Source organism: Streptococcus sp. VT 162, assembly GCA_000688775.2.
In the GTDB taxonomy this organism is placed as follows: domain Bacteria; phylum Bacillota; class Bacilli; order Lactobacillales; family Streptococcaceae; genus Streptococcus.
This window is the reverse complement of the sequence record CP007628.2, coordinates 475,311-491,811: the sequence shown is the minus strand read 5'-3', so window position 1 is coordinate 491,811 and position 16,501 is coordinate 475,311. Positions and strand designations below refer to the sequence as shown.

Annotated in this window: 12 protein-coding genes; all 12 read right to left on the bottom strand. The window is 43.0% G+C overall.

Going from position 1 to position 16,501, the window contains the following annotated elements; all coding sequences use genetic code 11:
* Positions 1-12 precede the first annotated feature (12 nt).
* Positions 13-711: an N-acetylmannosamine-6-phosphate 2-epimerase gene (locus V470_02450; GenBank protein ID AHZ47304.1), complete on the bottom strand. Its 699-nt coding sequence runs from the start codon at positions 709-711 to the stop codon at positions 13-15.
* Between the two features lie 233 nt (positions 712-944).
* A complete protein-coding gene (locus V470_02445) occupies positions 945-4,337 on the bottom strand; it encodes a sialidase (protein AHZ47303.1) in 3,393 nt (1,130 codons plus the stop codon).
* Positions 4,338-4,674: 337 nt separating this feature from the next.
* Complete coding sequence (locus tag V470_02440; protein ID AHZ47302.1) at positions 4,675-5,655, bottom strand: acetyl xylan esterase; 981 nt, start codon at positions 5,653-5,655, stop codon at positions 4,675-4,677.
* 505 nt (positions 5,656-6,160) lie between these two features.
* The gene (locus V470_02435; protein ID AHZ47301.1) at positions 6,161-8,176 is read right to left on the bottom strand and encodes an ATP-dependent DNA helicase RecG; all 2,016 of its coding nucleotides are present in this window, start codon (positions 8,174-8,176) and stop codon (positions 6,161-6,163) included.
* 18 nt (positions 8,177-8,194) lie between these two features.
* A complete protein-coding gene (locus V470_02430) occupies positions 8,195-9,298 on the bottom strand; it encodes an alanine racemase (GenBank protein AHZ47300.1) in 1,104 nt (367 codons plus the stop codon).
* Entirely contained in the window at positions 9,288-9,650 is a 363-nt protein-coding gene (locus V470_02425; protein AHZ47299.1) for a 4'-phosphopantetheinyl transferase, read from the bottom strand. Before V470_02425 ends, V470_02430 begins: the two co-directional genes overlap by 11 nt.
* 44 nt (positions 9,651-9,694) lie before the next feature.
* Entirely contained in the window at positions 9,695-10,726 is a 1,032-nt protein-coding gene (locus V470_02420; protein AHZ47298.1) for a phospho-2-dehydro-3-deoxyheptonate aldolase, read from the bottom strand.
* Between the two features lies 1 nt (position 10,727).
* Entirely contained in the window at positions 10,728-11,759 is a 1,032-nt protein-coding gene (locus V470_02415; GenBank protein AHZ47297.1) for a phospho-2-dehydro-3-deoxyheptonate aldolase, read from the bottom strand.
* Between the two features lie 78 nt (positions 11,760-11,837).
* On the bottom strand, positions 11,838-14,351 hold the full coding sequence (locus V470_02410) for a preprotein translocase subunit SecA (GenBank protein AHZ47296.1): 2,514 nt from the start codon (positions 14,349-14,351) through the stop codon (positions 11,838-11,840).
* A 130-nt stretch (positions 14,352-14,481) separates the two neighbouring features.
* Complete coding sequence (locus tag V470_02405; protein ID AHZ47295.1) at positions 14,482-15,237, bottom strand: DNA alkylation repair protein; 756 nt, start codon at positions 15,235-15,237, stop codon at positions 14,482-14,484.
* 143 nt (positions 15,238-15,380) lie between these two features.
* Positions 15,381-15,671, bottom strand: a complete 291-nt coding sequence (locus V470_02400; GenBank protein AHZ47294.1) for a membrane protein — start codon at positions 15,669-15,671, stop codon at positions 15,381-15,383.
* Between the two features lie 132 nt (positions 15,672-15,803).
* Positions 15,804-16,400, bottom strand: a complete 597-nt coding sequence (locus V470_02395; protein AHZ47293.1) for a membrane protein — start codon at positions 16,398-16,400, stop codon at positions 15,804-15,806.
* Between the last annotated feature and the right edge of the window lie 101 nt (positions 16,401-16,501).

Genomic DNA, 16,501 nt, shown 5'->3' with positions numbered 1-16,501 from the left:
TTTGAGATTGTGTTATTTAAGACCGGCAACAAAGCGCTCCGTAATCTCTTTTGGTCTAGTAATCGCTCCACCAACAACGATGCCTCGCACCCCATACTCCAGAATTTGTTTGGCTTGTTCTGGTGTATGAATTTTCCCTTCAGCGATGACATCCACACCTGCTTCACACAGTTTTTTGATCAGTTCAAAGTCTGGACCATCTACTTTTGGACTATAAGAAGTGTAACCTGATAGGGTTGTTCCAACAAAATCAATCCCTGCTTCGACTGCTGCTATACCCTCTTCAAAGGTACTGGTATCAGCCATTAAGAGTTGATGTGGATACTTTTCTTTGACTTGTCGGATAAAGTCTTGGATTTCCAAACCGTCATAACGTTCACGTTTGGTGCAATCCAGAGCAATGACCTCAATGTCTAGTTCAGCCAACTCATCCACTTCTTTCATAGTAGCTGTAATGAATGGCTCCTGTGGCGGATAGTCACGTTTGATAATCCCGATAATCGGGAGTTTCGTAACCTCCTTGATCTCCTTGATATCACGAACACTGTTTGCTCGGATACCGACTGCTCCACCTTGCTCAGCCGCTTTGACTAGCAAGGGAATGACTCCTCCCGCTTCTGTATAAAGCGGTTCGTGAGGAAGTGCCTGGCAAGAGACAATGATTCCATCTTTGATTTGTTCAATCAAGGCTTCTTTGCTGATCTGTGGCATCCTCTTTCCTCCCTTTCTTGTTCTTATGGGCTTATTATATATCATTTGTTAAGCGCTTTCAATAGCTTGTAGTAGAATAGATTTCAGTTTCAAAACTATTTTATAGAACAGACTATCCTGAAAGTAGTTTCAGACTTCTTATGATTTTGAATCAACCTGAATGTCGTCAAAAAAGATAGCAGGCTTGAAAACCTGCTACCTCTTCCGAGACCTACTCAAAAAGCTTTTACTTATTATTCTTTTCTCTTCTTGCCAAATGCAAACAAGGATAAAAGAACACCTGCAAGACCAAGGGAAATCAGTGAGTTTGTTTCCTTGCTTCCCGTATTTGGAAGTTCATCTTGTTTAGCTGCTGGCGCTTGATAGGTCACATCTTGGCCTATAGACAGTTTGTTGTCTGCTGCCGCCAATACTAGATTGGTGTCTCCCTTATACTCTGGAAGTTCATAGACTGCCGCCTCAGCACCATTGACGCCACCCTTATACTCTGGAAGGTCATTTGAAGCTGCCAAGACAAAGTTAGCACCTCCTCTATATTCAGGAAGCTCGTTTGAGGCTGCTAGAACCGCGTTAACGCCACCTTTAAACTCTGGAAGTTCATGGACTGCTGCCTCAACAGCGTTGACCCCACCTGTAAATTCAGGCTTTTCAACCGTTGGCGCTGCTTCTTCTCCTACTGTTGATAATGGACCGGTGTACTCTGGCATCTCTGCCACTGGGGCTTCCTCAGCATTGACACCACCAGTGAATTCTGGTTTTTCTACTGTTGGAGCTGGTTCTTCACCTACTGTTGCTATTGGACCTGTATACTCCGGAACTTCATGAACCGCTGCTTCCTCAGCATTAACACCACCTGTGAATTCTGGAACCTCATGGATAGCAGCTTCACTGCCATTAATACCATCGCTTAGTTTAGAGCCAGCTAAAGAAACTGGTAAATTGTGCATGCTTTCAATTGCACCCTCAGCTAGACCTGTAATCCTTTGACCCATATCCTCTGGGTCTATTGTGAATAGGAGAGTTTTTGTATCGTACTGGGTCATAAAGGTTGCTGTCTTGCCATTTGCCAATTGAAGGGTCGGAGCCTTGTTGACCAATACTTCCGAATCGAACTCCATGGCTATAATACCTGGCCATTTTTGAATAGCATATTTTACTTTTGCTTCTTTAGGAGAAATTCTGTCTTTGCTTAAGAAATCCCAGTTGAATTTCTTATAGGATAAAGTATAATCGTTTTGATTGCCATCCGCATGCTCATAAAGCAAACCATATTCGCCATTTCCGAGTTCTTGGAGTGAGTTGTAAGCAAACTTACCACTTTGTATAGGATTGTGTTTCAGCCATGTCAACTCACCATTCTCCTCAACACGAGCTAGGTGGACCAAACCATTATTGCGTCCAGGACCACCAGCATTGCTGAGTAGAATGTATTCCTTTCCTTCATGCATGGTGTGAATAGCGGACATTTGAACATAAACGTCTTTTACTTGAGGATAACGTTTGATTTCTTTATCCCACGTTGCTCCCCCATCATGACTGGTCGCAACCTGAAGATCACCAGTCAACCCACGCAAAAAGAGCTTGAGATCCCCATTATTCAACTGAACAACAGTTGACTCCGTATTTTGGGCACCTGGATTATTCATGGTTGAAGAGTGAATAGTTTGGTTGCCTACTGGGCGGTTATCATTAACTGCTTCCCCTGCTTGCCATGTTTCACCATGATCATCTGAATAAATTACACGAGATGATTGTGAACCACTTAGGTAGGAAACGTTGTTTGTTGTATAAACTGGAATCACCAGTCTTCCCTTATGAGGTCCTGTACGTAAGGCAATCCCCGTACCAGGTCCAGTTCCTAGGAAGTGCATCCAATCTTTCCGAATCCCATGAGTAATATCTTTTGGTGCAGACCAAGTCTTCCCATCGTCATCACTGTAGGACATCCATAGGTAGTTGGTATTGGAAACTCTAAAAATATTCTTCTCGCTATACTCAAAATAAATATTTCCGATTAACTCATTCCCTTTATACAAATCCCCCTTATCGCTGTAAGCTGGTTTTTTAGGGTCAACGACGACGCGATAATCTGTCTTTCTATTTTGAGGGTCGAAAACCTCTCCGTTTTCTCGAATCGTATAGCGACCTGATTCTCCTTGCTTATATAAAACTTGATAAACTTTATCTCCCACTTGTTCATAAGCTTTCGGAGCTTGCCCCGGCAATGAAAATACTGCCTTACTTTCAAGGAACATGTCATAAATTGCAAAAATTCTCTTTGTTTCAGGGTCTTGCACCAAGGCCATATCAATATTGACTGGAGATGGCCATTCTGCATGTTTAGCGTGCTCATTGTCACGAGGATTTGAGATTACAATTCTATCTCCCCATGTTTTTCCATTATCTGAGCTGCGACGAACAACCATCCCAATATCTCCCCAGTCAGAATGGTGCAAACGTCTTTCATCCGTTCCTGCAATCAGCGTTCCTTTATCTGTCTTGAGAAGAGCTGGGATACGATAACTCTTGATACCATCTTTATTTGGTTGATTGTTTCTACCACCTTCAAATACGTCTTCTTTCTCAGTGACTTTTGCTCCCTCAGGAAGTTTCTGTTCCAATTCACCTCTTTCAAATAATTGACTCCGTGTTTGAACTTCATCTGGGTTTAAAGCACGATCATAAACAGTTAAGTTTCGAACTTGTAGGTTTGATGCCCAAACTGTTTTATTGCCCCGTTTGGTTGCTCCAAGTTGAGCTTGATTAACATCTGGCATATCTTTGATGAAGTTACCAGATTTGAGACTTGTACGGGATAAGACACCGTTCACATAGAGACGAACTCGACCATGAGGTAACTCTGCTGTTGGTTGTTCGACAGTAAAGGTCACTGAATTCCATTGTCCAGGGCGAACTTTCAAAGGAGCATCTGTATACTTATCATAGAACTGCTCCCCGTTAGCGCCACGCCCTTCAATAAGAGCTGTATTATCAAGGACCGACATAGTAAAGTACTCATTTTCCTTGGTGTCACTGGATACAGAGAAGAGATTGTAAAAACGTGGAGCTGATGCATCTGGTTTGAACTCCATGTGAACCGTAGCATTTTGAAGTTTCTTTAGTTTGTCTAGTTCACTTGATAAATCGACTCTCTGACCATTTGCTGCATTGGTTTCAACATCTTCTTTTTCAAGGATAGGATTGGCATTTTTTAAATCTCTTGAGTAATAGTCACGAGGAATAGCACCCTGATCCTCTGATTCCTCTTCTTTATTTGCTTCTTCTGCAGGGGTTTCCGTAGAGGATGGAGTTTCTGATTCTGCACTCTCATTTTTTTTCAAATGATCTTGGTCCACCACAACGCCGTTGTCTTGAGCTGCTGCCAATTTACCAGCCAAATCCTTATCCAAATGAGCAAGATCTCCCGAGGACACTTCTTTTGGCAACTCTGATAAACCTTGACCAGGTTTGACAGTTTCTGTATTGGCTCCTGCTGCATTGGCTTGCTCTTGAGCTAAGACTGGATTTGCTCCAAATACTACTGTACCAATCACTACAGACGCCGCCCCGACTGCAAATTTTCGAATTCCGTATCGCTGTTTCCGATCTAAAGATTTGTAATTCATGTTTGTCCTTTCATTTTTCATAAAATAAAGCGCTTTCTTTTTCTTTAAAAATTTTTATTGTCTCTCAAGAGACAAGTTTTACCAAGAAAGTATCCAACTTAATGAGAGCTCCCAATCCTCTCCCATTTTCTGCTGAGCCCGAGTTTTTAACCACCCGGCAGCCTTTTTCCTCCTTTCACAAGTGACTTTTCCTTTATTATACAATAAAGTCTTATATTTATATCTGTGTTCCTACAGAATAGATTTTACTTTTAAGAATATTTTAATATTTTAAATTTTTTAAAAGTACTTTCAGGTTTTGGACATAAAAAAGAGAGCTCCTGGGCTCTCTCATTCATTATCTTACGTACTTAAAAGGAATCTCACTGCCACAGAGCCAGTTATAGACTTGGTCATTGACAAAAACATTCATGGCTTCGTGAGCATACTCTGGCATGATGCGATAGGCCTTGTCGCAAGTTAGGCGGTTGTAAATCGCAAACTGGGTAATAGGATAGCAAACATCGTCGTCCAAGCCCGTAATCATCTTGACCTCACCTTGAATGCGATGGGCAAGATTTTTCACATCGATATAGGCAAGGGTTGCCATGATTTCCTCCTCTGTTTCATGGAAAGGATCGTGGAACTTGAAATAACGGAAGAGTTCATCATAGGCCTCACTGGTATTGCCAATCTCAAGCACTCGTCTAAAGTCTGACAAGAAGGGATAGATAGCAACTGTTTTCTGAATCCGAGGATTGAGCGCTGCTGCAACCAGGGCTAAAGCACCGCCTTGTGAGGCACCATAGCTAGAAAGTCGCTTTTCATCCACCTGAGGCAGACTGGCAACAATTTCAATCAACTGGTAAATATCCAGATAAACATCCTTATAAAAGAGATCCTCACGACCTTCCACAGCACCACGGATGATATGCCCCTTCACCGTATTTCCTAGTGGAGAGCGCAAGCCGTCTTGCGAATAGCCCGACTGGCCCCGCACATCCATGGAAACAACACCGTAACCAGCCACAGTATAGGCTAGCATGTCAGCCCAATCCCAACCACGGCCCATGTACCCATGGAAATGGAAGATTAGCGGAACCTTCTCCTCACTCTTTGGAAGGACGACACGTGCATAGACCTTGCCTTCATTGGTTCCTTCAAAAGTAAGTTCATAGCACTTGACTTGAGGAATATGGAAATCTCTTTCCTCCAACTGGTAGGCTGGAAGAGATGAAACTTTTTTGACCGCTTCATCCCAGAAAGCATCAAAATCTTCTGGAACCTCATCCCGTCCTAGATAGGTCTTGATTTCTTCTAACAAAGCTGGATTTTTCATAGCATGCTCCTTTTGTTTTGTAATCGCTATCATAACTCTAGCATATCTAAGAAAGCAATGCAAGAAAGAATGCTAAATAGAAAGTGATTTTAGATTCTCTTTCCTCAAACCTATCGTCTGAAAGTAGTTTTAAAAATAAAAAGAGCGTTTCCGCTCTTCATGTATCAATAGGTGCTAGCTCCTTTCTCTAGTTTGACGGTTTGGAATTTTTTTTGGTAGGTTACTTTAATAGTCATGTGAGAGTCCTCGTTTCTTTTTGATGACTCTAGTATAAGGCCCAAACCTAAAAGCTAGCTTAAGTTTTCCTTAGAGAAAGCTTATACTCAATGAAAATCAAAGAGCAAACAAGGAAACTAGCCGCAGGTTGCTCAAAGCACTGCTTTGAGGTTGTAGGCCGCAGGTTGCTCAAAGCACTGCTTTGAGGTTGTAGATAAGACTGACGAAGTCAGTTACATATATAATCCAAGGCGACGTTGACGTGGTTTGAAGAGATTTTCGAAGAGTATTAATCTAGATGTTCTTTCTTTTCCAGATGGAGAGCAATCATGCGCCATTCTGGATCCTCTTGCCAGTCTTCTATCGAACTAATGTAGCTGGCAACCTTTCTGGCTTCTTCTAAAATCGGAAAATCTTCGATAATATCAGCCACTTGAAACTCTGGAAGTCCTGACTGTCTGGTTCCAAAAATCTCACCAGAGCCACGCATTTTCAAATCCTCCTCAGCAAGGACAAATCCATTGGTGGTTTCTGTCATGATGCGCATGCGGTCTTTCCCAGACTCCGTCTTGGGATTAGCTACAAGAACAGCATATGACTGCTTGTCACCCCGACCGACACGACCCCTGAGCTGGTGAAGCTGACTGAGACCGAACCGATCGGCATCCATGATAATCATGACGGTAGCATTGGGAACATTAACCCCAACCTCAATAACCGTTGTCGAAACCAGAATATCCGTTTTTCGCTCTTTGAAATCCTGCATGATCTGGTCTTTTTCGTCACTCTTCATCTTACCATGTAGAAGAGCTACTTCAGCCTTGCCGGCAAAATGAGCTGTCAACTCTTCTGATAAGGCAATGGCATTTTTCAGATCCAGAGCTTCAGATTCTTCAATCAAAGGGGAGATAACATAGGCTTGCGAACTCTTTTGAATTTCTCCCTCTAACCAAGTCAAGACCTGAGGCAACTGTTCATGCTTAATCCAGCGCGTCACAATAGGCTTCCGCCCTGCTGGCATCTGGTCAATAATAGAAACATCCATATCTCCAAAGGCTGTGATAGCCAAGGTTCGTGGAATGGGTGTCGCCGTCATCATGAGAACGTCAGGGTTGTCCCCTTTTTCCCGTAAAATACGCCTTTGCCCCACACCAAAACGGTGCTGCTCATCGATGATAATCAAGCCAAGACGAGCATAATCCACCCCATCTTGTATCAGAGCGTGGGTTCCGATAATCAAATCAGCCTCACCCTTGGCAATGGTCTCTAAAACTTCTCTTTTTTCTGCAGCTTTTAAGGAACCTGTCAAGAGAGCGAGTTTCAAGTCTGGAAAAAGGTTCTGTAAACTCTCAAAGTGTTGCTCTGCTAGGATTTCTGTTGGCACCATGAGAGCTGCCTGATAGCCAGCCGTCACCGCCGCAAACATGGCCAGGCCAGCGACCACTGTTTTTCCGCTCCCCACATCCCCTTGCAAGAGACGATTCATGTGATGGTCCGACTTCATGTCAGCCAAAATTTCCCGCAAACTCTTTTCCTGAGCTTGGGTCAGGGCGAAAGGCAGATTTTCTTTAACGGCTGTCACTTTTTCCTGAGACCAATTCAGAACCAGACCGCTTCCCTGAACTCTATTTTCAGACTTGAGCGTCTGCAATTGCATTTGGAAATAAAAGAGTTCCTCAAACTTGATACGGCGAAGGGCCTGCTTGTATTCTGCCAAATCCTTGGGAAAATGCATAGCGCGAACAGCCTGGCAACGGGACATGAGTTTGTATTTATCAAGTAAAGACTGGGGAAGATTTTCTTCAATCAAGAGGTCCAACCCCTGATCAAAAGCTGTCTTGATAACCTTGACCAGACTGGCCTGACTGATTCCCTGAGCCAGACGATAGACAGGTTGGAGGTCATCTTCCACCTGAACCAGAACCTTCATCCCAGTCAGACTGGCCTTGGCACGGTCCCATTTCCCAAAGACAGCAAGAGTTGCTCCCAACTCTATCTTATCAGCCAGATAGGGCTGGTTAAAAAAATTCACCGCAAAAACGACTTCTCCCTGCTTGAGGCTAAAACGCAGGCGATTGCGCTTGAAACCATAATACTGGACACTAGCAGGAGTCACGACCTGACCAGACAGAACAGCCTTTTCTCCGTCTTCCAGCTCCATCACCTGCTTGGTTTTGAAATCTTCATAACGGAAAGGAAAGTAGAGCAAAAGGTCTTGCAAGTTTTCAATTCCTAGTTTGGCGTATTTCTCTGCTGACTTTGGCCCCACACCAGGCAAGACATGCAAGGGTTTATGTAGATTCATGCTCCACTCCTTTCTTTTTTAATAATATTCTCTCGGAATGCGGTCGCTGAGGAGGCAAACCACCTCATAATTAATGGTTCCACGGTGGGTCGCTACCTGAGTTGCTGTGATTTCCTTGTCACCGTTTGTGCCGATCAGGGTTACTTTTGTTCCTAGCGGGTAAACCTTAGGCAAACGAATGGTAATTTGGTCCATAGATACTCGTCCGACGATTGGGCAAGCTTGGCCATCTACCAAGACAGAGAAATTCTGCATGTCTCGTGTCCAACCATCTGCATAGCCAATTGGCACCGTCGCAATGACTTGCTCGCTATCCGCCTGATAAGTTGCTCCATAGCCCATGCAAGCTCCAGCTGGAACTGTCTTGACATGAACCAGGGCAGACTCCAAACTCAAGGCTGGTGTCAAATCATAGGGCAAGTCCAAGACCTCTCCACTAGGATTGAGACCATACATGGCATCTCCCATACGGACTGCATTGAAAATAGTCTCTGCATGCCAGAGGGTCGTTGCCGAGTTGCTGGCATGAACCAGCTCTGGGACTTCCTTCATACTTGCCAAAATAGCTTTAAAGCATTCTAACTGGGTATTAAAATAGGCATCTGATTCTTCATCTGCAGTAGCAAAGTGGGTAAAAATCCCCTCAACACGAGCACCGTGTTGTTGGAGCAAGGCTTGAGCCTGCTCTGCCTCACTGGAATCTCGGAAACCAATCCGTCCCATTCCTGAGTCAATCTTGAGGTGAAGCGATAAGCCAGATAAATCAGCCCCAGTGGCAACCAACGCTCGAATCCACTCCAGTCCAGCCATCGTCAAAGTGATGTCGTATTCTTTAGCTAGGCCAATAGCTTCTAACTCAGATACACCTAGAATGAGGATTTTCTTGCTGAGGCCAGCCTGACGAAGTTCAATAGCTTCATCAATATTGGAAACACAAAATCCATCAACATCATTTTGAATAGCCTTGGCAACGGCAACAGCCCCATGACCATAGGCATTAGCCTTGATCACTGCCCACTTGAGCGTTCCTTCAGGGATATGAGCCCCCATTTGCTGAATATTTTGTCGAATAGCTCCCAGATGAATCAGAGCCTTGGTTGGTCTATGTGGACTAGCTTTCATGATTTTCCTCCAAAATGACACTGGCTGTCACAAACTGATCTGTATGGCTGATAGATAGCCAAATCTTTCCTGAAAATGGTGCCTGACTAAAATAAGGCGCGCCTCGTTCATTGTTCAAAACTTCCAAATCCTGAAAGGTCAGTTTGCCAATTCCTGTCCCCATAGCCTTGGAAAAGGCCTCCTTAGCCGACCAGCGGCCTGCCAAGTATTCGATCTGCCTGCGCCCTTTGAGACTGGCAAAACGCTCCATTTCTTTAGGGGTCAGCACGCGCTTAGCAAAGCCCTCACGTCGTGTAACTGCGTTTTCTATCGAAGCCAATTCTTCGATGTCAATTCCGTGTCCAACTATCATACTCATAAAAGGAGCTGAGATTCCCCCAACTCCATCCTTTTCACTTATTTTGTTAAGGTGGTATAAATTTCTTCTACCAAGGCTACTGTATTTTCCCAACCTAGACAAGGGTCAGTTATGGAGCAACCAAAGACCTCTGGTTGGTTTTGACGACCATCAGCTAGGTAAGATTCGATCATAAAGCCTCGAACCGTCTTTTTAATCTTTTCATTCCAATCACGATTCAGCAAGGCTTGACGAACAATGCGAATTTGTTCCATATACTGCTTGCCAGAATTGTCATGATTGGTATCGATGATAATGAAGGGATTTTCAAGTCCCATAGACTCATAGTGATTGATGGCATTTAAGAGGGTTTCATAGTAGAAATTGGGTTCATTTTTACCATATTCGTTCATGGCACCACGAAGGATAACGTGGGCCAAAGGATTTCCTGAAGTTTCCACTTCTTGGCCATGGTAAAGGAAGGTTTGCTTGTTTTGAGCCGCATAGATGGCATTAAACATAACCCCGAGGTTCCCAGATGTTGGATTTTTCATCCCAACTGGAGCATCAATCCCAGAGGCTACAAAGCGGTGTTCTTGATCTTCCACTGAGCGAGCCCCTACAGCATGGTAGCTGACCAGATCATCAACCAAAACGAGATTTGACGGATAAAGCATCTCATCAGCTGTTGTCAATCCAGTTTCGGTAATCACACGGTAGTGCAGCTGACGAACAGCCTGCAAACCATTGATGAGACTAGGCGCTTCGCTAGTATTTGGTTGATGAATCATACCCTTATAGCCATCTCCATTGGTACGAGGTTTAGCCGTATAGACACGCATCACGATAAAGATTTTATCCGCAACTTTTTTCTGCAAGTCTGCTAAGCGATGAGCATATTCGAGCACAGCTTCTTCATTGTCCGAAGAGCAAGGCCCCATCACCAAAAGGATTCGGTCGTCCTCACCTGAGATGATGGCTGCCAACTCTCTATCACGGGCTTCTTTTTTTCGCAAGGCTTCAGCTGACAGCTGGGTCGCAGCCTTGATTGCTTCAATATCAATTTCTTGACCTTTTTCGATAAATGCCATCTTATTCTCCTAGCGTTTGGTAAATTTCGCGAACAAGTGCTTCTGTGTTGTCCCATCCTAGACACGGATCTGTAATGGACTTACCAAAAACTTCTGGCTCATTTTGACGTCCATCTTCTAGATAGGACTCAATCATAAAACCACGAACGTATTTCTTGATTTTCTCATTCCAATCACGGTTGATCAAGGTCTGACGAACGATACGGATTTGCTCCATGTACTGCTTGCCTGAATTGTCATGGTTAGTATCGATGATGATAAAGGGATTTTCCAAGCCCATCTTTTCATACTGGGCAATGGTATCTATCAAATTGTCATAGTAGTAGTTAGGAATATTCTTACCATATTCATTCAAGGCACCGCGAAGAATGGCGTGGGACAATGGATTCCCTGTTGTTTCCACCTCTTTACCAAGGAAGAGGAAACTCTGTTTATTTTGCGCTGCGTAAATCCCATTAAACATAACATTAAGATTTCCAGATGTTGGATTTTTAAATCCTGTTGAGAAATCTGCTCCACTCGCTACAAAACGATGCTGTTGATCCTCTACAGAACGAGCTCCGACAGCCATATAAGAAATCAAATCATCCACCAGCGGAAGATTTTCAGGATAAAGCATCTCATCAGCTGTTGTCATCCCCGTTTCAGAAATAACGCGGTAATGTAAATGACGAACAGCCTTGATTCCATTGATCAAGCTAGGTGCTTCTTTAGCATTTGGTTGATGAATCAAGCCCTTATAGCCATCTCCATTGGTACGAGGTTTAGCCGTATAGACTCGCATGACCATAAAAATGCGGTCTTTGACCTCTTCTTGCAAAGCAGATAGACGCTTGGCATACTCGAGAACCGCCTCTTCATTATCAGATGAACATGGTCCTATCACCAAGAGAATACGCTGGTCTTCCCCACGAATGATGGCTTCCAATTCCTGATCACGTTGTTTTTTTCTCGCAAGAGCCGCCCCCTCTAATTTAGACAAGGCGCGAACTTCTTCAATGTTAATTTTAGGACTTTTAGCTGTAAATACCATGATTCATCTCCTTATAAAGCAAACGGACACCAAGCAAAAATGACTTTTACCAGGTATCCGCCTGTATCTTATCTCATATTATTGTCTCTTACCATGACAGTTCTTGAATTTCTTACCTGATCCACATGGGCATTGGTCGTTTCGTCCGATTTGGCTCAAGTCCAAATCTTCTGGAAGATTTGCCTGCTGCGCTGCGATATTACGAGTCGCAGTTGTACTGATATTGTGTTCAGTTTGCGGACGTTCTTGTTCATGGATTTGTGCTTTCATCATCAAACGGGTCACATCGAATTCAATCGATCCAATCATGTCGTTAAACATGCGGAAACCTTCTGCTTGATATTCTACAACTGGGTTGTTTTGAGCATATCCACGAAGACCAACAGCATTTCGCAACTGGTCAAGAGCATCGATATGGTCTGTCCACTTGTTGTCTACAACACGTAGAATCAAGACTTTTTGGAATTCTTTCACTGCATCTTCGTCACGAAGCTTAGCAACTTGGCTGTCATAGACTTTCAAGGCACGTTGGTAAAGTTCATCCTTGATAGCTTGGTCTGACAAACCTGCAAGATCTGAACGGTTGATTGAATCTTCTGGAAGCAAGTTATACTTAGCAAAGTTCAAGATTGCTTCCAATTTTTCGTCTTCTTTCGAACGAGCATGTGCATCCACGATACGGCCAATGGTACGACGGATCATAGCATGGATTTCAGGTGCCAAGTCACGATCTGCAGTAATGACATCATAACGTTGTGCATAGATGATCTCACGTTGTTCACGCATGACGTCATCGTATTGAAGGACTTGTTTACGAGTGTCGTAGTTGTTTCCTTCGACACGTTTTTGAGCTGCTTCAACCTGACGCGTCAACATGCGAGATTCGATAGCTTCGTCAGACATGTTGAGGCGTTCAAAGACACCTTTCAAACGTTCTGAACCGAAACGTTTCATCAAATCATCTTCAAGAGACAAGTAAAATTGTGACTCACCTGGGTCTCCTTGACGTCCTGAACGTCCACGAAGCTGGTTATCAATACGGCGACTTTCGTGGCGCTCTGTACCAATGACACAGAGTCCACCAAGTTCGCGAACCCCTTCACCAAGCTTAATGTCGGTACCACGACCGGCCATGTTGGTTGCAATAGTAACCGCACCACGTTGACCAGCGTTCATGATAATTTGAGCTTCTCTATAGTGGTTTTTCGCATTCAAGACTTCGTGAGGAACACCTGCTGCGACCAATTTCTTAGAAATATAATCACTGGTTTCAACGGCAACAGTACCAACCAAGACAGGTTGACCTTTTTGGTAACGCGCCTTCACATCCTCAATAACAGCCTTGAATTTGGCATCGATACTTGCATAGAGAAGGTCTGAGTGGTCAATACGTTGGATTGGACGGTTAGTAGGGATTGGGATAACACGAATGTTATAGATTTCACGGAATTCTTCTTCTTCTGTTTTACCAGTACCTGTCATCCCCGCCAATTTCTTATACATACGGAAGAGGTTTTGGTAGGTAATAGAAGCTGAAGTCTTGGTCTCGTCTTGGATTGGCACACCTTCTTTTGCTTCAATCGCTTGGTGCAAGCCATCAGAGTAACGGCGACCTTCCATGGTACGACCTGTAAATTGGTCGACGATTAGGATTTCCTGCTCTTCACTAACCACATAGTCGATATCAAGGATCATGATATAGTTGGCACGAAGGGCATTGTCAACAAAGTGTGTAAGAGCTACGTTTTCGATATCGTAGAGATTATCAAGTTTGAAGTAGCTTTCAGCCTTGTCAATACCAGAGTCTGACAAACCGATTGTCTTAGACTGAACGTCAATAATATAGTCGTCCTTGTCCAAGGATTTCACGAAGTGATCCGCCATATGGTAGAGTTGGCTTGTTTCAACTGCGTTGGCACCTGAAACAATCAATGGTGTACGAGCTTCGTCGATCAAAATTGAGTCAACCTCATCGACCAAGGCATAATTGAGTGGACGTTGCACCATGTTTTCTGCACGAACGACCATGTTGTCACGAAGGTAGTCGAAACCAATCTCTGAGTTGGTTGAGTAGGTAATATCACAAAGGTAAGCCTCTTTTTTCTCCATTGGAGATTTAGCTGCCAAGTTAATCCCTACTGACAGACCGAGCCATGAGTACAATTCACCCATTTCAGTCGCGTCACGTTCTGTTAGGTATTCGTTGACTGTAACTACGTGAACCCCTTTACCTGCAAGGGCATTGAGGTACACTGGCATGGTCGCTGTCAAGGTCTTCCCTTCACCGGTACGCATCTCTGGAACGTCACCATGGTGAAGAACAATCCCACCCATGACCTGAACCTTATAAGGGAAAAGTCCAAGGACACGTTTTGCAGCTTCACGAACTACCGCAAAAGCCTCATATAGCAATGAATCAAGTGATTCACCCTTGTTGTATCGTTCTTTAAATTCGTCAGTTTTCGCTTTTAGTTCTTCGTCTGACATTGCAGCCATTTGGCTCTCATAGTTAAGAACCTTATCAGCCATCTTTTCCAGACGACGAAGTTCTCCTTTATCATTTTCAATAATCGTTTTTAAAATATTAGCCATGATTTTCCTTACTTTTTATTCTGAATATTTTAGAATGTTCTTTTAATTTTAGCATATTTACCATTATTTTTCAAGAAAGAATCCTTAATTTACAACGGAAAAGGCCAGCTGAAATTCAGCTTTTTTTGCATCAATCTTCTGTGGCTACCTTTTTGTTTTTTGTCCGAGATGCATGCTTGATGATCCAAGCACAACTTGGACTTAGCTCCCCTTTCTGCCAAGTTTGAAGAATCCTTTCAAACTTATCAGGATCTTCCTTGTACAAATCATTTAAATTATTGGCTACACTTTTTTGAATAGACTTATCTCTATCATCTTTTAGATTGGTCAAAATAGTGGTGAAATCCTCAAAATAATCCAATACCACGGTTTGTCTCTTAGCCCAAGGCAGACGGATACGCATACATTCGCTGGCAAGTCTGCGAACGCGCAAATTTTCATCCCGACTCCATTCTAACAGCAAAGCCATTGTAGCCTTAGGATAGCGAGCCAGCAAAGGTCTCATAGAAAATTCTCCAGTAAATCGCTTGGTTAGTTCCTTACTAAAGGCCGCGCTCAATTCAAATTCCTTGTCCCCATATAGCTCTACATATTTTCCGATTGGCCAAAGCCAATATCCTTCTGAGAACATACCTAAACCACCCTCTAACTCAGGACCCAAAATTTTCTCAAAAACCTTGAGAGAGTCCTCATAAGATAGGGGAAGGCAATCTTTGATACTTTTAGCCAAGAGTTCTTGACGCTGGCTAAACTCCAACTCTTCCAAGTCTTTTTCTACCAACAACCTAAACTTTCGCTCATCAAATGCAGGGGACGCTTCTTTCAACCGTCGACTCAAATCCCTAGCATAAGCCAAGTCATAATAATCTTTTACTTTTTTAGCCATTTTTCAAATCCCTTAATCTTCATTTTACAGGACTTATTATATCATACAGACAGCCCGTCAACAAAATTATTTTTATATCTCCAACTATTTTAACAAGAAAGAAAAAAGACTAGAAACTAGTCTAGTCCTTCATTTTTTAATGTTTAATTTCCCAAGAATACAGGCAATATCCCAAAATACCAAAAGAGATTGATCCAGAAGGCCAAGCAAAAGATAATTCCAAAGATGAGAAGACTGAATTTTTTAATCAGCACGGAGTATAGGATAGATAAAACGCCAAAAACCACAAAGAGTTTTTTCATAACGAAATAATAAATTGAAACTCCTCCTATATGCCAATCCCAAGGAAGAAAAAACATGAGGAACCAGAGAAGGCAAATCGTAAGAATATATCTCTTGTAGTGCGCTTCAAGAAAGGCTTTTGTTTTCTCCATAGCCAACCTCCATTTCAGTCACTGTCTCTTCCCTTTTATTATACCAAAAAAACCTGGAAAAAGCTTTCCAGGTTTGAGTTTGAAATCACTAGTCATACTAGAGAAATTCCTTTATTCACAGGCTGATTCACTTTATTGACTTGATGAAGAGGTTCCAAAATCAACCTTAGGAACTGTCTTGGCTTCTTCTGTTTCTTTAAAGGTTTCAGCTTCTTTAAAGTTCATCATATTCGCAAAAAGCACGGTTGGAAAACTTCTCAACTTTTGATTGTACTCAGCTGCGACCTTATTATAATCCTTGCGTGCTACAAAGATACGATTTTCACTGCCTGAAAGTTCGACCATTAGTTGCTCAACATTTTGATTGCTCTTGAGTTCTGGATAATTCTCCGTCAAGGAAATCAAGCGGGAAAGAGCAGAACTCAACTCTCCCTGAGCCTTTTGGTTTTCTTCCGATGTCACTGAGCTACTACCGATTTTAGCTCTAGCATCCGCAATCTTGGTAAAGACTTCGGTTTCATGATTCATTTGTCCTTTAACGGACTCCACCAAGTTACCAATCAAGTCCGAACGACGTTGGAGGGCTGTCGAGACATCGGCCTGAGCCTGCTCCACTTTAGTCTGTTCACCAACCAGACCATTATAGGTCGTCACTGCGGAACAACTTCCCAGAACTAATAGTCCAAAGAAAATCGCTACTATTGAGAGAATTACTTTATTTTGTTTCATATCAAAACCTTAACACTTTCTTTTATCAACTTTTCTGAGAAAATACTCAGATTTTAAATCAATTTCCCAAACTTTGCTTTTATTTTTAATTAAGGAGTGAA